Consider the following 24134-nt stretch of genomic DNA (forward strand, 5'->3'; position numbering starts at 1 on the left):
ACAAAAGCGGCGGGGCTACTCGAAGCGGAACAGCTCATGTTTCGATTCCTCATAGGCACCCTACAAACGCAGTGGCGTTATCACGGGCGAATTTCTGGTCCCAAGTTTCGATTCCTCATAGGCACCCTACAAACTCTCACCACACTAAGCACGCTGGAGGCTTATAATCCGTTTCGATTCCTCATAGGCACCCTACAAACCCCACTCGTATACCGACCCCTGCCATGCCTCGATTCCGTTTCGATTCCTCATAGGCACCCTACAAACGTGGCGGTTGTATACGCGGACGATGCCGAGGAAGGGGTTTCGATTCCTCATAGGCACCCTACAAACGTCCATGTCGGCGTACTCGCGCAACTTTTCAACCGCGTTTCGATTCCTCATAGGCACCCTACAAACCCCGGGAAAACGGCGAAGGGCCTACCGCACTTTGTGGTTTCGATTCCTCATAGGCACCCTACAAACGACGCTGGAGGTTACGCGGTGCTGTACCGACGGCAGTTTCGATTCCTCATAGGCACCCTACAAACGCACCGGCCCAACGGGACGGTGGCGCCCAACAAGGCGGTTTCGATTCCTCATAGGCACCCTACAAACACAAGCGTGGGAGGAGGCACAGGAGGCACGAGAAGCGGGTTTCGATTCCTCATAGGCACCCTACAAACCGCTATCCCCCCGCGCCGTGGGGCGAACGGCTCTAGTTTCGATTCCTCATAGGCACCCTACAAACGGTCCGGCGTGAGGCGCCGACGGCCCGGGGCATGCTGTTTCGATTCCTCATAGGCACCCTACAAACCCCTACGCACCCTATCCGTTCCGCCCGTTCTGGAGCCGATGTTTCGATTCCTCATAGGCACCCTACAAACGCCCTGCTCGCCATCACCACCCTTCCGCGCCAGGAGTGGATTCGATTCCTCATAGGCACCCTACAAACCCTGGTATTTATCGCTAAGGATAAGCGCCAGTTGCTGTTTCGATTCCTCATAGGCACCCTACAAACGTTCAGCCGGCGCTGGAGATCGGACACGACGACGGGGTTTCGATTCCTCATAGGCACCCTAGAAACAGCGCAAGCGCCAGCGCAAGCAGGAGCAGGAGCAGGAGGTTTCGATTCCTCATAGGCACCCTACAAACCCTGGTCATCATCATAATCCGTGTCGGTTACCTTGGAAGGTTTCGATTCCTCATAGGCACCCTACAAACTCAGGCGTCACACCGAGCGTCACCATCTGGCCGGGCATGTTCCGATTCCTCATAGGCACCCTACAAACGAAGATGTCATCTGGGCGGCCGCTGATCCGAAGTCCGTTCCGATTCCTCATAGGCACCCTACAAACCCGCACATCGGCATTTTCGGGGTCTCGGGATCCGGGTTTCGATTCCTCATAGGCACCCTACAAACAGTAGAACTCAATCCCGTAGGTGTACACGTTGACAGGTTTCGATTCCTCATAGGCACCCTACAAACGTGGGCCGTCGCGGCCTTGCGGCCTTCGTTGACGGCCTGTTTCGATTCCTCATAGGCACCCTACAAACCGCATACCGAACAGCACGACTGATAGTCAAATTCATCATGTTTCGATTCCTCATAGGCACCCTACAAACTGGGACCAGAGGAATTAATCCTCTGGTCCCGTAACCTGTTTCGATTCCTCATAGGCACCCTACAAACGAAGTCAGAACGGATGAACTACTGCGAACCGAATGAGTTTCGATTCCTCATAGGCACCCTACAAACCGTCATCGCCGAATTCGTAATCCGACACTTCGCACTGTTTCGATTCCTCATAGGCACCCTACAAACGCGCAAGGCCTTCGCCCAGGCCTGGAGTGTGCGGCCTGTTTCGATTCCTCATAGGCACCCTACAAACTAGCCACCCGCGAAATGGCTAAACAGAAATTATGCTGGTTTCGATTCCTCATAGGCACCCTACAAACCCAGAAGTCACGGGACCAGAAGTCACGGGAGGCGAACGTTTCGATTCCTCATAGGCACCCTACAAACCCGGAAAGCGCCATGGCGGCGCTGGTGCAGAGCATTGTTTCGATTCCTCATAGGCACCCTACAAACAGGCCGCGCCGCCCAACATTCCAGGCCTTGTGCCGCGTTTCGATTCCTCATAGGCACCCTACAAACTCATCGAAGTGTAACGCAAGCCTAGCACGAAAGGCCGGTTTCGATTCCTCATAGGCACCCTACAAACGAGCGACAGGAGCAGGAGAATGGCAAGCGCAAGCGGTTTCGATTCCTCATAGGCACCCTACAAACACGCAACGGAAGAAGCCTTCCGCGATGACATGCTGGGTTTCGATTCCTCATAGGCACCCTACAAACTTGCAGTAGTTTTTGAGCATGTCCTTTTGACCCTTGTGTTTCGATTCCTCATAGGCACCCTACAAACAGGTGGCGGATGTCGGCGCGGCCCGCGAAGAGGTCGGTTTCGATTCCTCATAGGCACCCTACAAACTCAAACGGAATCCGAATGGGCATCCTGCTCCTGGTGGTTTCGATTCCTCATAGGCACCCTACAAACCGGGAGATGCGGACGGGGCCGATGAGGGTGTTGGAGGTTTCGATTCCTCATAGGCACCCTACAAACTGGCCGCCGTGATGCTGACCCCGGCGGGCGGTGCGTCGTTTCGATTCCTCATAGGCACCCTACAAACCTCATTGCGTGAAGCTGTCTGAGTCACCGGCGCAACAGTTTCGATTCCTCATAGGCACCCTACAAACTGTGACTCACCCACGCAAGCGCCCTGGTGTAGCGCGTTTCGATTCCTCATAGGCACCCTACAAACTCAGTCCGACGGGTCTCCAAACTTACCTGGAGTGCCGTTTCGATTCCTCATAGGCACCCTACAAACGACAACGGAACCCTTCCGCCGCGTTTATTGCTACCGGTTTCGATTCCTCATAGGCACCCTACAAACTCACGGCCTGCGCTAGCGGCCTTAGTCGTGATATCATGTTTCGATTCCTCATAGGCACCCTACAAACTACCAGGAGCATCCGTCTGGTCGTAGACAGGATAGCCGGGTTTCGATTCCTCATAGGCACCCTACAAACGCGCAACGTTGCAGGCCTGCCACACAACCAAATGAAGTTTCGATTCCTCATAGGCACCCTACAAACATGGCTACATAGTCGGCGTCTTCGGTCGAATTCCAGTTTCGATTCCTCATAGGCACCCTACAAACGAGCTGCTCCGTCGCGTCCTTGCGGGCGTAAAGGGTGTTTCGATTCCTCATAGGCACCCTACAAACTCTGAGTGAAGCTAGCTGAGTGAGACACCGGCGCAACAGTTTCGATTCCTCATAGGCACCCTACAAACATGGAAGCCCTCAAGGCGGCCAGTCTGAAACTCCCCATGTTTCGATTCCTCATAGGCACCCTACAAACCGACGGTGCTTGTGGGTTACACATTCACATTGGCCAGGTTTCGATTCCTCATAGGCACCCTACAAACACACGGCCTCTACGAATGCGGCCAGGCCTCGACGGCCAGTTTCGATTCCTCATAGGCACCCTACAAACCGCACACACTAAAAATAACAGAAGGGAGCGATTTTGTTTCGATTCCTCATAGGCACCCTACAAACGCAGGTGGCCTCGGGTCAGCCACGTTTTGAGACGGTGTTTCGATTCCTCATAGGCACCCTACAAACGGCCGTGTCGGGCACCACCAGGGCGTCCAGCTCGCGGTTTCGATTCCTCATAGGCACCCTACAAACGGTTCGGGTGGATAGTGGTCCTCATTCGGCTCGCAGGTTTCGATTCCTCATAGGCACCCTACAAACATTTGGCGGGTCCTGGAAGATATCATCTGGGCGGCCGGTTTCGATTCCTCATAGGCACCCTACAAACTCATCTGGGCGGCCGCAGACGTGAAGTCAGAACGCGTGTTTCGATTCCTCATAGGCACCCTACAAACTTGCACTCTGGCACGACGCCGGTGCCTTGGCACTCAGTTTCGATTCCTCATAGGCACCCTACAAACGCACTGCTGTTCCAGACGCCTCGCCATGTCCGGCGAGTTTCGATTCCTCATAGGCACCCTACAAACCCCCCCTTGCCGCGCCCTTCCCGCGGCCACGACACACGTTTCGATTCCTCATAGGCACCCTACAAACAGTGATGACGGTGCTGTAGGGTGGGCGTGTAGTTGGGTTTCGATTCCTCATAGGCACCCTACAAACTCTTCCGCCGCACGTGCCAGCCGCCGCGCCAAATCCGTTTCGATTCCTCATAGGCACCCTACAAACCCCATCTTCGACCGAAGAAACCGTTCTCCTTCAACGGTTCCTGCGCCCGCTTTCTGTCGATCCAGATACAGGGATACTGGGCAAAACAGGATGCGGGCAAGCCAAAAACGCAGGCGTGGCGCCAACTGGGTGGAATTACCTCCTGCTGTCGACCTCCCGGGGTTTTGCCGTGATCGGAGGTCGACAGCAGGGCCACCTTGCCTCCTCCCCCGGCCACCTATCCATCGGGCTATGCTCGATCGTCCGATCCGCCGTCATCCCATCCCCAAGTCCCAGCCCCCCCTCCAGGAGGACGGGCCCTTCATTGCGAACCTGCCATTGCGCGCTTGCCAGAACCGGCCTGGATGGCCGGGCGCCTCATGCACCATGGGGCGCCGAAGCCGGCCGGCGGTACCGCTGGGTCGGCCGCCGGCGGAAGGCGCCCCATCCACCATGGGGGCGCCGAAGGCGAGCCTGCCAGTACCGACCACATCGGCGGGGGGATGCTCAATGCGCTTCGTGGTCTTCGGCGGGGCGGGGGACATGGGAAGCCGGGCGGTCCGGGAACTGGCCAGGACCCCCGGTGTGGCCCAGGTGACGGTAGCGGACCGGGATCTGGAGGCGGCCCGGTCGGTGGCCACCGCGGCGGCGGAAGAGGCGGCGCCAGGTTGCCGGGTGGTTGCGGAGGCGGTCGACATCCTGGCACCTGGGGCAGCCGCCCAGCTGATGGCGGCTCACGATGTGGCGGTGGGAGCGGCGGGCCCGTTCTACCTCCTGGAAGAGCTCCTGGTCCGGGCGGCCATCGAGGCCCGGCGCCCCTACATCAGCCTCTGCGATGATCACGACGCGGCCCGGCGGGTCCTCGATCTGGACGAGCCGGCCCGCAAGGCAGGGGTCACCATCCTCACCGGCCTCGGCTGGACGCCGGGGCTAACCAACCTTTGCGTGCGCCATGCGGCCCAGCGGATGGACCGGGTCGAGGCGGCCCACATCGCCTGGGCCGGCAGCTCGGCGGATTCCCGGGGCTGGGCCGTGGTCCTCCACACCATGCACATCTTCAGCGGCACGGTCACGTCCTTTGCCGGAGGACGGTGGGAGGAGGTCCCTGCGGGGACCGGGGCGGAACGGGTCGAGTTTCCTCCGCCACTGGGTGCCGTGACGGTCTTTCACGTCGGGCACCCCGAACCGGTGACGTTACCGCGATTCCTTCCCGGCCTGCAGGAGGTGCGGCTGAAGGGAGGCCTGTCGGAGCCCGCCCTGAACCGGCTGGCTGTCACCTTCGGGCGCTGGGGGTTGATGGCCACCCACCGCCGGCGGCAGCGGTTGGGCGCGGTGCTCAAGCCGCTGCTTCCTCTCCTGGAACGGGTGGGGGCCCCATCCCGGCCCGCTTCCGGGCTCGTCGTCCGGGTGCGGGGCCGGGTGGGCGACCAGGTGGTGGAACGCAGCTACCGGGCGGCGGCGCCCATGGCGAGCCTGACGGCGGTGCCTCTGGCCCTGGGAGCGCTTTGGATGGCCCAGGGGCGAATTGAGGGACCGGGGGTGCTGGCGCCCGAAGCACCGGGCGGGCCGGACCCGGAGGCGTTCTTCCAGGAGCTGGCGGAGCGGGGCGTGGCTGTGGACCGGGAGCCGTGACGGCCCTGCCCAGCCCTGGGCGCCGGCCGGTGGCGAGGACCTGCGACCACTTCTCAGGGCTGGTGGTCGACAGGCGGTTTGCGTCTGGTAGAACTCCGAGGACGTTAGGCCGACTAGCACCAACACCATTGGGGAGGGGCTCCTCCTGTGAGAATCGCCCCGGTTCTCAACCTCGCTGTGCTGACAAACCGTTCCTTCCTTGCTCTCGGCCTGCCTGATCGCCGCCGGGGTCCCCCGGTCGGCCGGCACCGCTCCGGCAAGTCCGGTAGTCAAACGTCAGTTCTGCTGCAGCCTGAATAACTCGCTTAGCCTCTGGCTGCCCGTATTCTTCATCGGGTCCGTCGGTGTGGGCATCGGCAACGGCATCGTGCAGCCCTTGATCGCCACCCTCTGGCAGGAGCAGACACCAAACCATCTGCTCGGGCGGGCTCTGGGGCTCGTTAGCAGCCTGTCCGGGACGATCGCCCTCTTCACGATGGCGATCACCGGCCCCCTGGGAGAGATCTTTGGCGTCCGGGCCGTGTATGTGACAGCGGCCTCAGTGGCGGTCGCCATCGCCTTGCTTGCACGTACTTGGCCCTGGTCGGCGGCTGTCCGCGCCGCCTACGCAGGGCGGATGCTGCGAACGTAAGGTACGACTGACCCAGGAGCCGAACGGCGGTGGGATGTCGTGGCGGTTTTGCCACACGCGGTGGCCGCGGGACGACTTCTGGGACGCCGTCCTCGAAGAGCAGCGCGACGAAGGGGACGCAGCCCGAAGGGGCTGCGTCCCGCCCGGTGGCGAAGCTGGCGCCAGCGGACCCGCCTACGGAACTGGATCCAGGGACAGGGTGGCCGTCCAGGCCCCTGCCCCCACGCCCAGGGCTGCATACGGCTGCCCCGCCGGCGGCGGCGCCTACGCGGAGGCGGGTTCGTCCAGGGACCTCAGCCTTTTAAAGAGGGCGGGGATCACCTGGGTGACCAGCACCCGTTCCATTTCGCCCAGGCCGCCCCGCCGGGCGCTGAAGAGAGGCACCTCCGGAGCATGTTTCTGAATCATCATCTGGGTGGTGTGGTAGCCGTAGGCGGTGACCACGACGATGGCGTCGTAGCGGCCGTCCAGGGCCTTGCGCACCCACTGGCGGCTGGTGCCGTCGGCGAAGACCATGTCGCCCCCGTAGCGGTTCACCACCTGCTGGTAACCGCCGGCGTGGTTGGGGTCGCCTACGACCAGGATGCGGGTGTTCTGCAAGGGGCGCAGGGCCGCCAGCTGGCGGTTGACCTCTTCCAGGGTTGCAATGCGCTCCTTCAGCCGCTTCATCTCCTCGCGGCAGGACCTGGCCATCCTGACCAGGGCTTGCCGCATCCGGTCGCGCCGGGCCTCGGCCTCGGTGACGATGGACTGGGCAACCTGCACGGTCTCCTGCTCGTTCAGCAGGGTCAAGTATTGCTCGAAGCGCCGGCGCCAGTCCGCCGAGTCCTTGAGCCACTGGTTCCAGGCGGAAGCCCAGGCCGGGTCAACCAGGGTATCCCCCATGCCCCACAGCAGCCCGAGGGCCAGCCCTTTCCGGCGGCTCCGCTTGAGCAGGCTGACCACCTGCTGGGGTTCCGGCGGGCTGCCCGGGCGGTAGCCCGGAAGAAGGCACGGGGTCAGTTCAGCGGCCAGTCGCTGGGCCAGCTGCGGGTGGCGGCAGGCTTCGCGGAACAGCCAGTTCGCCAGTTGACCCCGCTTGCGCCCGCACCGGGGCTGGAGGTCGAGCCGCTGGCAAATCAGCCACAACATGCCTTGGTTGACCATGCCTAAGGCCATCTGCAGCCCGGTCAGGCGCTGCATTGGTTCCGCCATCATCGCCCATCCCCTCCCGCTGCGGCCGGGCGGGCCCGGGACCCGGCGGGCTCCGGCCTCTCCCCGCCCGGGCTTTGGCCGTATTATCCGGGATTCGCCTTGACAGGCGGCGTCATGGAGAAGGGACGGGGGAGTCCGGGGAGTGAGCCCAATGCACCGTTACGGCCCGCGACGGCACGGGCGCCGCCGCCTGCTCGGGCTGGATGGCAACGGTTGACGCCGGGGTTCGGCCGCTGCTATGCTGATTACCAAACGACCGTTTGTTGGTTTACCTTTGTTTGGTTAACCGGGAGGAGCCATGGGCCGTTCCACCGCCCGCCGGGAAGAGATCCTCACCGTGGCCGGCGAGCTCTTTCGCCAGAAGGGCTATCACGCCACCTCCATGCAGGACATCGCCGAGCGGCTGCAGCTGCAGCGGGGCAGCCTTTACGCCCACATCGAGAGCAAGGAAGAGCTGCTGTTCGAGATCGTGGACCGCGCGGCCGACCGGTTCCTGGCCGGGATCGAGCAGGCCTGGAGGGAGGGCACAACGGCCCGGGACCGCTTGCGGCGGGCCCTGGCCGCCCACATGGCGGTGATCGCCGAGCACCGCGACACGGCCAGCGTGTTCTTCCACGAGTGGCGCTTCTTGCGTGCTGACCTGCGGTCCCGCATCCAGGCCAAGCGGGACCGGTATGAAGCCCGCTGGCGGGAGCTCATCGCCGACGGTGTCGCCCGGGGCGAGTTCCGCGCGGTCGACCCGCGGTTCGCGGCCCTGCTGGCGCTGTCGGCGGTCAACTGGGCCTACCAGTGGTATTCGCCGGACGGGCCCTTGGCACCGGACGATGTGGCGGCCACCTTTGCGGAGCTGATCCTCAAGGGCCTGGAGGCCGGCTCGTCCTGAGGGCGGTGCCGGTCGGGCGGCCGGCGTTATGGCCGCAACGAAGCCGTGCCGGAAGGCGGGATCGTCCGGCCCCGGGAGCGGGCTTGGGCCAGGCGGGTCGCCATCGGTGCCTTGCAAGTCATCGCAAGTCTCAGGGCCGCCTTACAAGTCACCGCAAGTCTCAAGGCATCGCAAGACGCTTGTTTTGCGAGTCCTGGTTTGGAGTCTTGGGTCTTGTTTTGGAGTCTTGGGGACGCGTCACCCTGGGGGAAACACGGAGCGGTCCCCGGCCGGGGTCCTGGGGTGCCCGGCCCGCCGGTCGAACCGGCCCGCCGGTCGAATCGGCAGCCGGGTGGCCCCGTGCCCTGGGCGGGCCCAAAGGGCAGCCCGGGGCCGGATGCCCCGGCCGGGGCCGCCACGGGAGGGGAAACCATGGCAGACCAGGGCATGCAGAGCCCGGCCGATGCTGCAGCAGGCCAGCCGGCGGGGTGGCCTCCGGCCGGGCCGGCCGGCCCCCGTGACTGGCGGGAGGAGGAGCGCATCGCCGAGTTCACCGCCCGCCTGGAGCGGGGCGAGAAGGTGGAGGCGGGCGACTGGATGCCCAGCGAGTACCGCCGCCAGTGCCTCCGCCTGATCCAGACCCATGCCAACAGCGAGATCATGGGGGCCCTGCCCGAGCGGGAGTGGATCCCGCGGGCGCCCACCCTGCGCCGCAAGCTGGCCCTCATGGCCAAGGTCCAGGATGAAGTCGGCCATGCCCAGCTGATCTACCGCGTGGCGGAAGACCTGGCCGCACCCCTCGGCATCACCCGCGAGGACATGATGGACGCCCTGGTGGCGGGCAAGGCCAAGTTCCACAACGTCTTCAGCTATCCCGCGCCCACGTGGGCCGACGCGGGCATCATCGCCTGGCTGGTCGACGGGGCCGCCCTGGTGACCCAGGCGGCGCTGCTGCAGACCAGCTACGCCCCCTACGCCCGCATCCTGCGGCGGATCTGCGCCGAAGAGGCGATCCACCTCAAGCACGGCGAGGACATCATCCTCACCCTGATGAGCGGCACCCGCGCCCAGCAGCAGATGGTCCAGCACGCGCTGAACCGCTGGTGGCGGCCGCTGCTGCACTTCTTCGGACCGCCCGACGAGATGTCGCCCAACCTGGAGCAGGCCATGAAGTGGCGGATCAAGGTCCGCACCAACGAGGAACTGCGGCAGGAGTTCCTGAGCAAGTACGTGCCCCAGATCCGCGCCCTGGGGCTCCAGATCCCCGACCCCGAGCTGCACTATGACGAAGCGCAGGGCCGCTGGGTCTACGGCGACCCCGACTGGGACGAATTCTGGCGCGTGGTCAAGGGGCAGGGACCCAGGACGGAGGCGCGGCTGGCCATCCGGCGCCTCTCCCACGAGGAGAGCCGCTGGGTACGGGAAGCCCTGGCCCGCGGCGCCGCGGCCGCCTGACGGGCCATCATCCCGGCCCAGGAAGGGGACGAACCGGCCATGGGCGTCACCATGGAGGTCTACGAGGTCTTCGGCCAGCCGCGGCGGGGCGAGCCGTACATCCACTGCGGCAGCCTGCTGGCGGGGGACCGGCGCAACGCCCGGCTGCTGGCCCAGCAGCTCTATTGCCGGCGGCAGGAGTATGTCAGCCTGTGGATCGTGCCGCGCTCGTGCATCGAAGCCGTGGGCGAGGGTGACGCCGACTGGTGGCAGCCGGCCACGGACAAGACGTACCGCCTGGGGGAAGGCTTTGCCCGGACCCGGATCCTCTGGCAGCGCTTCGGCCGGGGGCCGGGCGGCGGCACGAGTCGCGGCGGGCCCGGGCGCGGTGGCGCTGGCACGGCCGGAGCCCACGCTTCCTCCCCGGGGCAGGACGGGCCGGCAGCCGTCGCCCCGGCCCACCGGGCTGGCGCGCCGGGCGCATCCGATGATGTGGTACCCGGTGCCGTGCTCAACCGCAGCGGTCACGTGCGGGTCCGCCGGGGGCCCCGGCGCCAGGACCGGGAAGGGCGGCGAGATCCCGAGGGCGCCGCGCCCGGTGGCGGGGGCGGTGCGGCAAGGCCCGGTACCGGGACCGCCGGTTCGGGGAGCAGTGCGGTTGCCGGCCGCGACGCCGGCAAGGACACCGGGCCCAGGCCGGGGACCGGCACAGGGTCCCCCGCCGGGACGGGCCCTGGGGCCGGGCCCGGGCAAGGGGGTGAGGGCCGGTGAAGGGGTCGAACCGGGCCCACGCCATGGAACCCCTCCCCGCCCACCCGGCGGGCGCGGCGGCCGCGGGCGCTGACCCGGGCCTGGTGGCCCTGCTCTTCGCCCTGGCCGACGACGAGCTGATCGCCGGCCACCGGGCGTCGGAGTGGACGGGCGTGGCTCCCTACCAGGAAGAAGACGTGGCCTTCTCCTCCATCGCCCAGGATGAGGTGGGGCACAGCGCCCTGCTCTATCAGCTGCTCGCCGACCTGGGCCAGGGTGGCGGGGATCCCGATGCCCTGGCTTTTGGCCGGGATCCTGCGGACTTTCGCAACGCGATCCTGCTGGAACAGCCCAACGGCGATTGGGCCGCGGAGATCGCCCGCCACTTCCTATACAGCGAGTACGAGGCCGTGCTGTGGCCGGCGCTGGCCCGCTCGCCCTACGAGCCGCTGGCCGCGGCGGCGGCCCGCGTTGCCCGGGAGGAGGCTTACCACCAGGCCCACTTCCGCCAGTGGGTGGTCGAACTCGGCCGCGCCGGTGGCGAGGCACGGGAGCGGCTGGCGCCGGCCCTCACCCGGGCCCTGGCCCTGGCGGCCGGGTTCTTCGAACCGGTGGAAGGGGAGGAGCAGGCTGCCCGCTGGCGGGGGGCCAGCCTGGAGGAGCTTCGCCGGCTGTGGTGGGCGGCCGTCCGCCAGGTGCTGGAAGAGGCCGGCCTGGCCGAACCGGTGCTGGGGCAGCCGGGACCGGGAGAGCCGGCTGGCGTGGAACCGGCGGATCCCGGGATGGGGGGAGGCCCGGCGGCCGCCGGGATCGAGCGAGGCCTGGGAGGCCGGCGAGGACACCACTCGCCCGCCCTGGAGACCTTGCTGGCTGAGATGACGTTGGTCTACCGCTCGGACCCGGCGGCGGAATGGTAAGGGGGCCGGCGGATGCAGGGCCGTGAGGCCGGACCGGGCGACGGCGCCGGTTCAGGGGAGGGAGAGCCCGTGGGTTCTGCGGGACCGTTGCGGCAGGCGTCGGGATCGGTGCCGGCCGGTTCGTCCGGGGACGGCAGCGCCCCCGGGCAGGCCCCGTGCCAGGAGAATCGCCGCTCCCGTGGGAACGGCGGGGCCGGGGGAGCCTGCCGGCCGGGCGAGACCGGAGCCCAGGGTAGAGGCGGGCCCGCCGCCCGCCGGCGTCCGGCCACTGTGCAGCCGGAGGACCAGGCGCTTCGGGACGCCCTGTGGCAGGCCCTGGCGGAGGTGCCCGATCCGGAGATCCCCGTGGTCAGCGTCGTCGACCTGGGGATGGTGGAAGCGGTGGAGGCCGACGCCCGCGCCGGCCGCGTCCAGGTCACGCTGCTTCCCACCTTCGTGGGCTGCCCGGCCTTGGGGCTGATCCGCCAGGCGGTCGCCGGGCGGCTGCAGGCGGTCCCGGGCGTGCGGGAGGTGGAGGTGCGGGTTGCTTACAGCCCGCCCTGGTCCACCGATCGGATCACGCCCGCGGGGCGCCGGAAGCTGGCCTCCTTTGGCATTGCCCCCCCTCCGCCCGTGGGAGCGGGGCGGCCCGCCGCCGGGCGATCTGCGCCGGAGCCGCATGGGCCGGGACGTTTGCCGGGCGGAGACGCCGAGGGCGCCGGCGCCGGGAAGCCGGATGCCGGGATGCCGGGTGCCGGAGCACCGGACCTCGCGGCGGCCGCCAGCCAGGTGCCTCCGGGACCTGCCGGCTGCGGGGCATTGCGGCGTCTGGAGACCCTTGCTGCCCATGCCGCCACCTGCCCCTTCTGCGGGTCGCGCCGTACCCGCCGGGAGAACGCCTTCGGGCCGACCCCGTGCCGCAGCCTGTGGTATTGCCTGGATTGCCGCAACCCCTTCGAGCAGATGAAGGCCCTTTGATCTTCGCCCCCCACCCCCCGGCAAGGAAGCCGCAAGGAAATCCACCCGCCTCACGCCAATTGGCGTAAAAGGCCCAGGCCGGGTCAGATCCTGCGGGGCCGCCCCGGCCGGGCCAGATCCTGCTGGAGGGGATGACGTTCATGGCCGAAGGCCACGGCCGCTACACCACCATCCTGGCCGAGCGGGAGGGCGGCGTCCTCACCCTTACCCTCAACCGGCCCGAGGTGCTCAACGCCTTCAACCGGACCATGACCTCCGAGCTGCTGGACGCCTTGCGCCGGGCGGAGCGGGACCCCGGGGTGCGCTGCGTGGTGATCACCGGCGCAGGGCGCGCCTTTTCCGCCGGGGAAGACCTGAAGAGCCGGCAGGAGGGCGGCGAGAAGTCCTTCATCGCATCCCTGCGCGAGCGGTACAACCCCCTGATCTGGAAGATCCGGACCATGGAGAAGCCCGTCCTGGCGGCCGTCAACGGCGTGGCGGCGGGGGCCGGCCTGGGGCTGGCCCTGGCCTGCGATCTGCGCCTGGCCTCGGAGCAGGCCCGCTTCGGGCAGGTGTTCGTCAAGGTCGGCCTGGCGCCCGATTCGGGCACCAGCCTGTTCCTCCTGCAGCTGGTGGGGCCGGCCCGGGCGGCGGAAATGGCCTTCTTCGGCGACCTGGTCCCTGCCGGGGAGGCGTTGCGGATGGGGCTGGTCAACCGCGTGGTGCCCCATGAGGAACTGGCCGAAGCCACGCGCCAGTGGGCCCAGCGGCTGGCCGCCGGCGCCACCCGGGCCATCGGCCTGGCCAAGCGGGCCTTCAACTTTGCCGCGGGAGCCCGCCTGGCGGAGGTGCTGGAATACGAGGCGTACCTGCAGGAGATCGCCGGCCACACCGCCGACCACGCCGAAGGAGTGCAGGCGTTCCTGGAGAAGCGCGAGCCCCGCTTCCAGGGGCGCTGACGGGAGGCCGCCCCGGTGAACAGGTCAACGGTGGCGGGCGGGTCCCCGGCGGATCTCGGGGCGGTCGTGGCGGTGCTGGGTGCCGGCACCATGGGCGGCGGCATCGCCCGGGTGGCCGTGGAGGCGGGGTTTGCCGTGGTCCTCTACGATGTGGCCATCGCCGCCCTGGAACGGGCCCGCCGGCGGCTTGCGGAGGCCTGGCGGCGCCACGAGCAGGAGGGCCGCGTTCCTCCCGGCACGGCGGCGGAACGGCTCGGGCGGCTGCAGACCACCACGGACCTGGGCGCCGTGGCCCCGGCGGCCGTGGTGATCGAGGCGGCGCCCGAAGACCTGGGGCTCAAGCAGGACCTGCTGGCGAGCGTGGGCCGGCGGGTCCGCCCCGAGGCCCTGGTCGCCAGCAACACCTCGTCCCTGTCCATCACGGCCCTGGCCCGGGTGGTCCCCGGGCCGGAGCGGGTCATCGGCCTGCACTTTTTCAACCCGGTGCCGGCCATGCGGCTGGTGGAAGTGGTCGCCGGTGCCCTCAGCGCGCCCGAGGCCGTGGCCCGCGGGGTCGACCTGGCCCGCCGGCTGGGCAAGGAGCCCGTGGTGTGCGCCGACACCCCGGGCTTCGTGGTCAACCGGGTGGCCCGGCCCTTCTACGGGGAGGCCCTCCGGCTGCTGGGCGAGGGGGTGGCGGGGGTCGAGACCATCGACGCCCTGCTGCGAGCCGCCGGCTTCCCCATGGGGCCTTTCCAGCTGATGGACCTCATCGGCATCGACGTGAACCTGGCGGTGACCCGTTCGGTGTTCGAGGGGTATGGCGGCGAAACCCGCTACCGGCCCCACCCCATCCAGCAGCAGCTGGTGGCCGCGGGGTGGCTGGGACGCAAGACGGGCCGCGGCTTCTACCGCTACAGCGAAGCGGGGGAGCCCGTGGGGGTGGCCTGGCGCGGCTGGCGGCAGGTGGCGGCGGGGAGCGGTTTGGCCAGCGTGCCCGCGGAAGGCCAGCCGGCGGCTGCCGGTGGCCCGGCGACCGGTTCTGCGGCCGGTGGGGGGCCGGAAGGCCGGCCGGACCACCTCTGGGTGGTGGGCGACGGGCCCCTGGCCCAAGCCCTTGGCGCGCGGTGGTCCCAGGCGGGCGTCGAAGTCGAGCGGATCGCGGGGCTGCGCGAGGCCCTGCACCGCCTGGCCGGGGTGACGGCCTCGGGGACCCCGGCCGCAGCGGCAGCTCCCGCCGGCGGGATCGGAGAAGCAATTCCGGCAGACCCGGTCGCAGTGCCAGTCTCCACCGCAGGGGCCGCGGCGGTCACCCCGGCGGCCCCGGTCCGGGCGGGGCGCCCCCTTCCCGCCGCGGTGGTGCTCACCTGGGAGGACCTCGACCCCCTGGCACCCGCCTTCTGGTCCCAGGCGCTCGGGGACCTGGCCCGGCTGGAGGCGGGGCTGCCGCCCGGGGTCTTGCTGTTGGTGAGCCTGCTGCCCGGGCCTGTGGCGGAGCAGTCCTGGGGCCTCGTGCACCCCCAGCGGGTGGTGGGATGGGCGGCCGTGCCGCCCCTGGGCCAGGCGGTGGAGCTGGCGGCAGGCCCCGTGACAAGCCCCGCGGCCCTGGCCCGTGCCTGGTCCTGGTTCGAACGGGCGGGCCTGGCCGCCCACCCCGTGGCCGACGGGCCGGGCGGCGTGGCGGCCCGGGTGGTGGCCATGCTGATCCAGGAAGCGGCGGCCGCCGAGGCGGACGGGATCGCCGAGGGGGAGGCCGTCGACCGGGCCATGCGCCTGGGCACCGGCTATCCCCGCGGGCTCCTGGAATGGGGGACCCTTTGGGGCTGGCGGCGGGTGCTGGCCCTGATGGAGGGCCTGTGGCGCCACTACCGGGAGGAACGCTACCGCCCCCTGCCCGCCCTGCGCCGTCGAGCGCTGGGCGAGCCCAGGGCGCCCGGGGGCCGGGCGAGCCGGGTGGCGGGCGGGTCCGGGCGACCCTGAGGTGGGGCGAGCCGGGTGGTGGGCGCCGGGCGAGTCGAGGGCGGCCGGCGGCCGGGCACGCCGGGCGCCGGAAGGCTGCGGCCCGGGGGCTGGTGGTCACCATCTTGGGCGCAGACCCGGGACCCATGGAGGGGGACGCGGGCGGCCCCTGGTGACGCCCGCAGGCACGGGAGAGGAGGGTGCGCGGTGGCAGAACCCGTCATCGTGGCGGCGGTGCGCACGCCCATCGGCCGCCATGGCGGCGCCCTGGCGCCGGTTCGTCCGGACGACCTGGCGGCGGTGGCGATCCGCGCCGCCGTGGAGCGGGCGGGCGTGGACCCTGCCGAGGTGGAGGACGTCATCCTGGGCTGTGCCAACCAGGCAGGGGAAGACAACCGCAACGTGGCCCGCATGGCCGCCCTGCTGGCCGGCCTGCCCGAGCACGTGGCCGGGGTGACGGTCAACCGGCTCTGCGGCTCTGGGCTGGAAGCGGTGCTGCAGGCCGCCCGGGCCATCCGCGCCGGCGAGGGCGAGGTCTTCGTGGCCGGCGGGGTGGAGAGCATGAGCCGGGCGCCCTGGGTCATGCCCAAACCCGAGCAGGGTTACCCCCGCGGCAACGTCCAGGTGTTCGACACCACCCTGGGCTGGCGGTTCGTCAACCCGCGGCTGGCCGCCATGTTCCCGCCCGAGTCCATGGGCGAGACGGCGGAAAACGTGGCCGAGCGCTACCGCATCAGCCGGGAGGACCAGGACCGGTTTGCCCTGGCCAGCCAGCGCAAGTGGGCGGCGGCCCAGGAAGCGGGGAAGTGGCGGGACGAGATCGTCCCCGTGGAGGTTGCAGGACCCCGCGGCCGCCGGGCCGTGGTGGCGGTGGACGAGCACCCGCGCCCCGACACCACCCTGGAGAAGCTGGCCAGCCTGCCGCCGGCTTTCCGGCCCGGAGGAACCGTCACCGCCGGCAACTCGTCGGGGATCAACGACGGCGCGGCGGCCCTGGTCATCATGGCCGATCACCGGGCGCGGTCGCTGGGGCTCCGGCCCCTGGCGCGGGTGGTGGCGGGCGCCGTGGCCGGGGTCGACCCGCGGTACATGGGGATCGGGCCCGTCCCCGCCACCCGCAAGGTGCTGGCCCGGGCGGGCTGGCAGGTGGACGACCTGGACCTGATCGAGCTGAACGAAGCCTTCGCCGCCCAGTCCCTGGCTTGCATCCGGGAGCTGGGGCTGCCGGAAGACCGGGTCAACGTCAACGGCGGGGCCATCGCCATCGGCCACCCCCTGGGCTGCAGCGGCGCCCGGATCCTGACCACGCTGGTCCACGAGATGCGGCGGCGCGGAGCGCGGCGGGGGCTGGCGACCATGTGCATCGGCGTGGGCCAGGGCATCGCGGCCCTGGTCGAGGCGACGCCTGCCTCGTAGGGGCCCGGCCGGCGCCTTGCACCGGCTCCGGCTCCGCGGACCGGCCCCGGCGCCTGGTGGCAGCTTCGGCGGCTCGTAGCAGCTACGGCGGCTGGTACCGGCTCGGCGTGCTCGCCTCCTCGGAGGCAGGCCGCCCGGTTGTCCCCTTGCGGGCCCGCCGGCCCGGGCCCGGACCGCCCTTGCCTATTAAGATTTATTATTAAAATAGATTGCCGGCAGGACGTGGGTGGTGCGGCGCGAACTCAATCCCCACAGGGTCGGGGAGGGTCGAGCGTTGTACCGCCTGGACGAGCACGTGGTCGACGAGATCCGCCAGCGCCTCGACATCGTCGAGGTGATCGGCGACTACGTGCCCCTGCGCCGGGCGGGCCGCGAGTACGTGGCCCTGTGCCCGTTCCACGACGAGCGCACCCCCTCCTTCACCGTCTCGCCCGCCAAGCAGATGTTTTACTGCTTCGGCTGCCAGGTGGGCGGGGACGTCTTCACCTTTGTCATGAAGAAGGAGGGCTGGACCTTCCCCGAAGCCGTGGCCCAGCTGGCCCGGCGGGCTGGGGTGGCCCTGCCCGAGCGGCCCCTGTCGCCCGGCCAGCGGCGGGTGCGGGACCGGCAGGAGCAGCTGGCCCGGGTGCTGGAGCTGGCGGCGGCGTTCTTCCGGCAGGCCCTGCGCTCCCCGGCGGGGGAAACTGCACGCGCGTATCTGGAAGAACGTGGCCTGCCCCCCGCCCTCTGGGACCGGTACGGCCTGGGGTACGCTCCACCCGGGTGGGACGGGCTGGTCGGGGCGCTGGAGCGGCGAGGGGTCGCGCCCGCCTTGCTGGCCGAGGCGGGGCTGGCGCAGCCGCGTCCGGGCGGCGGCTACTACGACCGGTTCCGCCACCGGGTGATGTTCCCCATCACCGACCCCCGGGGCCGGGTGGTCGGGTTCGGCGGCCGCTCCCTGGACGGCCAGGAGCCCAAGTACCTGAACTCCCCGGAGACGGCGCTCTTCAACAAGCGGCGCCTCTGGTACGGGCTCGACTGGAGCCGCCCGCGTCTGCGGGAAACGGGCACGGCGGTGGTGGTGGAAGGGTACATGGACGCCATCGCCGTTGACCGCGCCGGCGTGGGCTACGCGGCGGTGGCCTCCCTGGGGACCTCCCTGAGCGAGGAGCAGGTGGAACTCCTGGCCCGCTACGTGCAGCGGGTGATCATCGCCTATGATGCTGACGCGGCGGGCCAGCGGGCGACCATGCGCGGCCTGGCGATGTTCGCCGACGCCGGGGTGGAGGTGAGGGTGGCCCAGTTGCCGCCGGGCCGCGATCCCGACGACGTGGTGCGGCGGGAAGGGCCCGACGCCCTGCGGCGCATCCTCGAGGCGGCGGTGCCGGTGGTGGAGTACCGCTTCCGGCAGGTCATGGGCCAGGTCGACACGGCGACGCCCCGGGGGCGGGCGGAGGCGGTGGAAGCCCTGGCGCCCTGGCTGGCGCGGGTGTCAAGTCCCGTGGAGCGCGGGGAGTATGTGCGGCGGTACGCCGTCGCCCTGGGCGTCGAGGAAGGGATCCTCTGGCAGGAGGTGCGGCGAGCCGCCCGGGCCCTGCGCAGCAGGGCGCCGGCCACGGGGCGCCCCGCCCGGGGAACCCTGCGGGGAAGCATTGCCGGGACCGGAGGCGTCCGTGGGGAGCGTGCCGGCAGGGCCGGTGGAGCCGGTGGGACGGGCCTTCCCGATGCGGGTGGGAATAACGTCCAGACCGTCCGGCATACTAACCGTCGGGTTCCGGTGGAGGAAGTTCCTGCTGGTGTAGTCCGGGCGGAACGAGGTCTGGTGGCCGCCAGCCTGTTTCACCCCCAGTGGCAGGCCCTCATTGCCAGCCGGCTGGAGCCTGGTGACTGGGTGACACCGGCCCACCGCCTGCTGTTCGAACTGGCCTGCCGCGAGGCGCAGGCGACGGGCGGCGGGGTGGACACCGGCCGTGTGCTTTCGCGGCTTCACAGCCTGGCCGCCGGGGGTGGGGACATCGGGCGATCGGAAACGGGCCGGCAGGAAGGAAACATGGCCGGTTCTGCCGAAAATGAAAGAGATCGGGATGCCGATCAGCCCCAGAACGGGGTTCACGACGGGGTGGAAGAGCGGCTGCCCGCTGGGGCGGCCGGTTCTTCCTCGCCGGCCGTTGCCGGGGCTGCCGTGTACCAGGAGGCGGTGTCGGTCCTGGCGGCCCTGGTGCAGGCGCCGGAGCCCGGGCCGGACGAGCCCGGCGAGATGGAAAGGATTTTAGATGATTATATCAAAACCCTGAAGCGACATAGCCTATGGAAAATCCAGCGCCGGATTGCCCAGCTGGAGGCAAGCGGCCAGGATGTACCTGTCGACCTGGTGACCAGGTTTCAGCTGCTGTCGGCGCAGCTGAAAGGCCGGGTGGGAAGATGATCCCGCTGCGGCTGCCCTCGCCGGTCCAGTACCGGAAGGGACGGGGACCGGCGAATGCTTTTCTGCCAATGATCACGGGTCCCGATCCCCGCCAGGGAAGGTGGCCGGGGGCCACGCTGCGGGGGCCCGGGACCGCGGCGGAAAGGGGGGAGTCCGATGGACGTGAGCGAGGTCAAGAGCCCGTTGCTGGAGATCGATGAAGTCAAGCGCCTGGTCGACCGGGGACGCCAGCGGGGTGGCGTGCTGACGGAGGATGAGGTCACCGACGCCTTGCAGGCTGTCGACCTGGATGCGGATCAGGTGGACGAGGTCTACCAGCTCCTGGAGGACCTGGGCATCGAGGTGGAGACGGGTCCCCGCCGGTCGCGGAACGGCGCCCGCAACGGGCGGGCGGCGCGCGGTCACCGTACCCGCTCCGGCGATGCCGGCCTGGACGGCATGATGGATGAGGCTGCCCTGGACGGGGTCGCGGGACTGGATCGACCTGAAGACCTGGACGCAGACACGGCCGGCGGTGGCGAGGCCGGAGACGAGGGCGACCAGGACGCGGCCGCCGAAGGGACCGGCGTCGACCAGCTGGGCGAGCCCGTCGATGACGAGGACGACCTGTCCATGCCGGATGGCGTCGCCCTCGACGACCCGGTGCGCATGTATCTCAAGGAGATCGGGCGCATCCCCCTCTTGACGCCGGAACAGGAGATCGAGCTGGCCAAGCGGATCGAGCAGGGCGACGAAGAGGCCAAGCGCAAGCTGATCCAGGCCAACCTGCGGCTGGTGGTCAGCATTGCCAAGCGCTACGTGGGGCGCGGCATGCTGTTCCTGGACCTGATTCAGGAGGGCAACCTGGGCCTGATCAAGGCGGCGGAGAAGTTTGATTATCGGAAGGGCTTCAAGTTCAGCACTTATGCCACCTGGTGGATCCGCCAGGCCATCACCCGGGCCATCGCCGATCAGGCCAGGACGATCCGCATCCCCGTGCACATGGTGGAAACCATCAACAAGCTCATCCGCGTCCAGCGCCAGCTGGTGCAGGAGCTCGGGCGGGAGCCCACGCCGGAGGAGATCGCCAAGGAGATGGGCATCGAGCCGGAGAAGGTGCGGGAGATCATGAAGATCGCCCAGGAACCCGTATCCCTCGAAACGCCCATCGGCGAGGAAGAGGACAGCCACCTGGGTGACTTCATCGAGGACGAGGATGCTCTGGCGCCCGCCGAGGCGGCGTCCCAGCTTTTGCTCCGGGAGCAGCTGGAGGATGTGCTCCACACCCTGACGGACCGCGAGCAGAAGGTCCTGCGGCTGCGTTTCGGCCTGGACGACGGCCGCCAGCGGACGCTGGAGGAAGTGGGCCAGATCTTCGGTGTCACCCGCGAGCGCATTCGCCAGATCGAGGCCAAGGCGCTGCGGAAGCTGCGGCATCCGTCCCGCAGCAAGAAGCTGAAGGACTACCTGGAATGAGGCGGCGGCTCGCGCCGGCGATGCCAGTCCATCCCATTCCGGGGCCAGTTAAGTACGTTCACGAAACGAGGAGGGGTAGGTCAAGAGCCTACCCCTCCTCGTCTGGCCGAGTCATGATTTGTGCAACCTGACTTGGAAGGAACCTTCCGCCGGGTGACCGAGAGAGGAACCACCGATCCGGAGCGCGGGCTGCCCGCAGGCAAGCGCCATGCTTTGGCTACGGGCGCAGCCGCTTTTCCAAGATCAGCTTCGGCTCGCCCTGCTCGTCCACGTAGACGCCGATGATGTCGAATCCGTGGCGCAGGTTCAGGATCAACATGTCGCGCCACTTGTTCTTCGTGGTGGTGCGGATGGTACCGTAGCCCTGTTCTCGACACCAGGCGTGTTGTCGACGCATCAGCTCGCTGGCGATGCCCCGCCGGCGGAAGCCGGGCGACACCGCCCCCACCCAGCTGTAGAAGTGGCCGGGTTTCCGCTCGTAGCCAATCTTGTAACCCACCACCTGTTGCCCCGCCATTGCCACCAAGGTCAGAAGGCGGTGCCTTTTGATTGCTTCCTGCAGCAGGCGATCCGCTTGGCCATCACCGAAGACCAGCTGGTGCAGCCGCAAAAGACCGGTCAGGACGTCGCCATTGGGGAGGCCATCAAACTGCCGGTATTCGACGGAGGGATCGGGTTCCATGACTGAATCTCCTCTACACCGGCCACCTTGGCGTGCGACCTGATGCGACGCCAGTATGCCACGGCCGCGGGCATAGGGCAACGCTGCCGGCCCGGGCCGATCAGCCCGTGGACCGGCGAGGAGTACCCGCCCGGCCCCGAAGCCTGCCGGCCCCGGTGGCCCCCGACGGCTCCCGGTCATGGGGCCGGGTGGGCTCGCTGGGGTGGACTTCGGGGACGAGGTTGCCTTGGCAGGGCCTGCCCAGCGGAAGGGGAAAACAGAAACCGGCAAGGGACGGGAAAGGGGAGGCGGCATCCCAGTGAAGGCCTGGCAGCTGCTGCGGCCTGCCGATGCCCGGGCGGCCCCCCTGTGCCTGGTGGAGGTTCCGGAGCCCGAGCCGGGACCGGGGGAGATCCGCCTGCGGGTGCGGGCCTGCGGCGTGTGTCTTACGGACGTGCATGTGGCGGAGGGTGACCTGGTGGCGCCCGCCTACCCCGTGACCCCCGGCCACCAGGTGGTGGGGATCGTCGAGGCCGTGGGCCCCGGCGTGGAAGGCGTTCGCCCCGGGGAGCGGCGGGGGGCCTACTGGCTGCACCGGGCGTGCGGGCATTGCGAGGCGTGCCGCCGCGGCGACGAGAACCTCTGCTCCTACGCCCGGTTCACCGGCCTCCATGCGCCGGGCGGCTTCGCCCAGGCCATGGCGGTTCCGGCGGCCTACACCGTCCCGATCCCGCCGGGCTACGACGACGCCACGGCGGCGCCCCTGCTCTGCGCGGGCGTCATCGGTTACCGGGCCTTGCGGCTCAGCGGCCTGCAGCCGGGGGAGCGGCTGGCCCTGTTCGGCTTCGGTGCGTCGGCCCACCTGGTGCTGCAGGTGGCGCGCCACCAGGGCTCCCAGGTGGTGGTCTTCACCCGCAGCCCGGCCCACCGGGAACTGGCCCGGCAGCTGGGCGCCATGTGGGCGGGGGGTGCCGAGGTCCTGGCGCAGGAAGAGGCGGCAGGGCCCGTTCCTCCTGCCTGTGACCGGGCCATTGTCTTCGCCCCGGCCGGCGAGCTGGTGCCCCTGGCGTTGCGGGCGGTGCGGCCGGGGGGCACCGTGGTCATCAACGCGGTCCACATGACGGACATTCCTTCGTTCCCCTACCGGCTCTTGCACGGGGAGCGGGTCCTGCGGACCGTGGCCCACGTGACCCGCCGGGACGCCGAGGAGTTCATGGCGGTGGCGGCTTCGGTGCCCCTCCAGGTGGCCGTCCAGCGCTACCCCTTCGAGCAGGCCAACCAGGCTCTGGCGGCCGTCAAGGAGAGCCGGGTCCGCGGTGCGGCCGTCCTGGTATTGGACGAACCCGCCGGCCGGTGAGGGGGCCCGCCGGTCCACAGCCGGGCCACGGGGAGACGGCCAGCGCGCACCGGTCGATCGGGGGCCGGCAAGCCACCGGCGGTCATCAGGTAGCCCCGGAACCCGGACAGCCGGCTGGGGTGGCACCAGGCCGGTCCCTGCGAACCAGGACGGATCCGGGGCCCCCGGGAGAGGAGCTGGCACCATGGTGGCGGTAGCGGACGCCCAGGACGCCCAGGGGGACGGGCGGGAGCGTGCCGGGAGGCTGTCCCTTCAGGAGGTCTGGCCCGGCGTGTACCGCGTTCCCATCCCCATCCCGGCGCCTCTGCGCGAGGTCAATGCCTATGCCCTCCGCGGTCCCCACGGCTGGACCCTGGTGGATACCGGGTTCCACACCCCGGAGGCCGAAGCCCGCTGGAATCAGGCCTTTCACCGGCTGGGCATCGGCCCCGGTGATGTGGAGGCCGTCTTCGTCACCCATTTCCATCCCGACCACTTCGGCGCCGCGGGGTGGCTGCAGCAGCGCACGGGAGCGCCGGTCCTGATGCACGACCGGGAACTCGAGCTGGCCCGGCGCATCTGGCGGCCGGCCGCTGTCGACGGCTACAACGCCTTTGCCGCCCGGCACGGGGTTCCGGATGAACTGGCCGCCCCTCTGGCCCAGCGCCGGGCCCGGATCGTCTCCTGGGTGGATCCCCAACCTCAGGTGACGCCGGTGCGGGAAGGGGAGGAGCTGCGCCTGGGCGGGCGGCGGTGGCAGGTCCTCTGGACGCCGGGCCACACCGACGGCCTGGTGGTCCTCTGGCAGCCGGACGAGGGCCTCTTGCTGGCGGACGACATGGTCCTTCCCGATATCTCTCCCAACATCTCCGCCGGCCCCCAGGCGACCCCCAATCCCCTGGGCCGGTATCTGGACTCGCTCGGGCAGGTGGGGCGGCTCCCGGCGCGGCGGGTTCTGCCGGGGCACCGGGCTCCCTTCGACGATCTGGCCGGACGGTGCCGGGAACTGGCCGAACACCACCGCCGCCGGCTGGAGGAGGTCGAAGCCATCGTCGCTGCGGGCGGGCCCGTGACGGCCTGGCAGGTGGCCGGGCAGTTGTTCGGGCGGGTCATGGATACCCTGGCCAACGTGGAGTTCGCCCTGGGAGAGACGGTGGCGCACCTGGACTACCTGGTGGAACAGGGCCGGCTGGCGGTGGTGGAGGCCGGGGACGAAGCCGCGGCCCTTGGCGGCAAAGAGGACGCGGAGCCCGGCCCCCGGGACGGGAGCCGGGCTTCCGTGCCGCGCCTGATGTACGAGAAGGGGCGATGAAAGAGCGAGAAGGAAGAACCGGCCGCGACCGGTGCACCGCGCGGCCGGCTCTGCG

16 protein-coding genes and 1 CRISPR repeat array (1 of these 17 cut by a window edge) are annotated in these 24134 nt (G+C 69.1%); of the genes, 14 read left to right on the forward strand and 2 right to left on the reverse strand.

Annotation, left to right across the window (positions count from 1 at the left end; all coding sequences use genetic code 11):
* A CRISPR array of direct repeats spans positions 1–4263; the repeat unit is 30 nt; unit sequence GTTTCGATTCCTCATAGGCACCCTACAAAC (it extends 819 nt beyond the left edge of the window).
* A gap of 489 nt (positions 4264–4752) precedes the next feature.
* Positions 4753–5874 carry a saccharopine dehydrogenase family protein gene (locus THESUDRAFT_RS01845; RefSeq protein ID WP_006903001.1) on the forward strand — a complete coding sequence of 374 codons (1122 nt, stop codon included), beginning with the start codon at positions 4753–4755 and terminating at the stop codon, positions 5872–5874.
* A 346-nt stretch (positions 5875–6220) separates the two neighbouring features.
* Positions 6221–6505: a hypothetical protein gene (locus THESUDRAFT_RS01850; RefSeq protein ID WP_040826163.1), complete on the forward strand. Its 285-nt coding sequence runs from the start codon at positions 6221–6223 to the stop codon at positions 6503–6505.
* Positions 6506–6769: 264 nt separating this feature from the next.
* Here THESUDRAFT_RS01850 and THESUDRAFT_RS01855 read toward each other — a convergent pair whose 3' ends face one another.
* Positions 6770–7702, reverse strand: a complete 933-nt coding sequence (locus THESUDRAFT_RS01855) for a hypothetical protein (RefSeq protein WP_006903003.1) — start codon at positions 7700–7702, stop codon at positions 6770–6772.
* A 295-nt stretch (positions 7703–7997) separates the two neighbouring features.
* Here THESUDRAFT_RS01855 and THESUDRAFT_RS01860 point away from each other — a divergent pair, with 295 nt between their 5' ends.
* The 10 genes from THESUDRAFT_RS01860 (at position 7998) to rpoD (ending at position 20770) form a co-directional block, all read left to right on the forward strand.
* Complete coding sequence (locus THESUDRAFT_RS01860) at positions 7998–8582, forward strand: TetR/AcrR family transcriptional regulator (RefSeq protein ID WP_006903004.1); 585 nt, start codon at positions 7998–8000, stop codon at positions 8580–8582.
* A gap of 411 nt (positions 8583–8993) precedes the next feature.
* A complete protein-coding gene (paaA, locus tag THESUDRAFT_RS01865; protein WP_006903006.1) occupies positions 8994–10016 on the forward strand; it encodes a 1,2-phenylacetyl-CoA epoxidase subunit PaaA in 1023 nt (340 codons plus the stop codon).
* 39 nt (positions 10017–10055) lie between these two features.
* Complete coding sequence (locus THESUDRAFT_RS01870) at positions 10056–10766, forward strand: phenylacetic acid degradation protein PaaB (protein WP_006903008.1); 711 nt, start codon at positions 10056–10058, stop codon at positions 10764–10766.
* Entirely contained in the window at positions 10763–11662 is a 900-nt protein-coding gene (paaC, locus tag THESUDRAFT_RS01875) for a 1,2-phenylacetyl-CoA epoxidase subunit PaaC (protein WP_006903009.1), read from the forward strand. The genes THESUDRAFT_RS01870 and paaC overlap by 4 nt, the downstream gene beginning before the upstream one ends.
* Before the next feature lie 12 nt (positions 11663–11674).
* Positions 11675–12619 (forward strand): metal-sulfur cluster assembly factor, encoded by a 945-nt coding sequence (locus THESUDRAFT_RS14850; RefSeq protein ID WP_083855310.1) that lies wholly within the window; start codon positions 11675–11677, stop codon positions 12617–12619.
* A 131-nt stretch (positions 12620–12750) separates the two neighbouring features.
* Positions 12751–13557, forward strand: coding sequence for an enoyl-CoA hydratase/isomerase family protein (locus THESUDRAFT_RS01885; protein ID WP_242823204.1), 807 nt, complete (start codon positions 12751–12753; stop codon positions 13555–13557).
* A 15-nt stretch (positions 13558–13572) separates the two neighbouring features.
* Entirely contained in the window at positions 13573–15516 is a 1944-nt protein-coding gene (locus THESUDRAFT_RS01890; protein ID WP_006903012.1) for a 3-hydroxyacyl-CoA dehydrogenase NAD-binding domain-containing protein, read from the forward strand.
* A 186-nt stretch (positions 15517–15702) separates the two neighbouring features.
* The gene (locus THESUDRAFT_RS01895; RefSeq protein WP_006903013.1) at positions 15703–16911 is read left to right on the forward strand and encodes a thiolase family protein; all 1209 of its coding nucleotides are present in this window, start codon (positions 15703–15705) and stop codon (positions 16909–16911) included.
* 274 nt (positions 16912–17185) lie between these two features.
* Entirely contained in the window at positions 17186–19315 is a 2130-nt protein-coding gene (dnaG, locus tag THESUDRAFT_RS01900) for a DNA primase (protein WP_006903014.1), read from the forward strand.
* Between the two features lie 156 nt (positions 19316–19471).
* Entirely contained in the window at positions 19472–20770 is a 1299-nt protein-coding gene (rpoD, locus tag THESUDRAFT_RS01905) for an RNA polymerase sigma factor RpoD (protein ID WP_006903015.1), read from the forward strand.
* 217 nt (positions 20771–20987) lie between these two features.
* On the opposite strand, the gene THESUDRAFT_RS01910 is transcribed toward rpoD, so the two are convergent.
* Positions 20988–21452 (reverse strand): GNAT family N-acetyltransferase, encoded by a 465-nt coding sequence (locus tag THESUDRAFT_RS01910; protein ID WP_006903017.1) that lies wholly within the window; start codon positions 21450–21452, stop codon positions 20988–20990.
* A 298-nt stretch (positions 21453–21750) separates the two neighbouring features.
* Here THESUDRAFT_RS01910 and THESUDRAFT_RS01915 point away from each other — a divergent pair, with 298 nt between their 5' ends.
* Both THESUDRAFT_RS01915 and THESUDRAFT_RS01920 read left to right on the forward strand, forming a co-directional pair.
* Positions 21751–22788 (forward strand): zinc-dependent alcohol dehydrogenase family protein, encoded by a 1038-nt coding sequence (locus THESUDRAFT_RS01915; RefSeq protein ID WP_006903018.1) that lies wholly within the window; start codon positions 21751–21753, stop codon positions 22786–22788.
* 184 nt (positions 22789–22972) lie between these two features.
* Entirely contained in the window at positions 22973–24079 is a 1107-nt protein-coding gene (locus tag THESUDRAFT_RS01920) for an MBL fold metallo-hydrolase (protein WP_006903019.1), read from the forward strand.
* The last annotated feature ends 55 nt before the right edge of the window (positions 24080–24134 follow it).

This window comes from Thermaerobacter subterraneus DSM 13965 (genome assembly GCF_000183545.2).
In the GTDB taxonomy this organism is placed as follows: Bacteria; Bacillota; Sulfobacillia; order Thermaerobacterales; family Thermaerobacteraceae; genus Thermaerobacter; species Thermaerobacter subterraneus.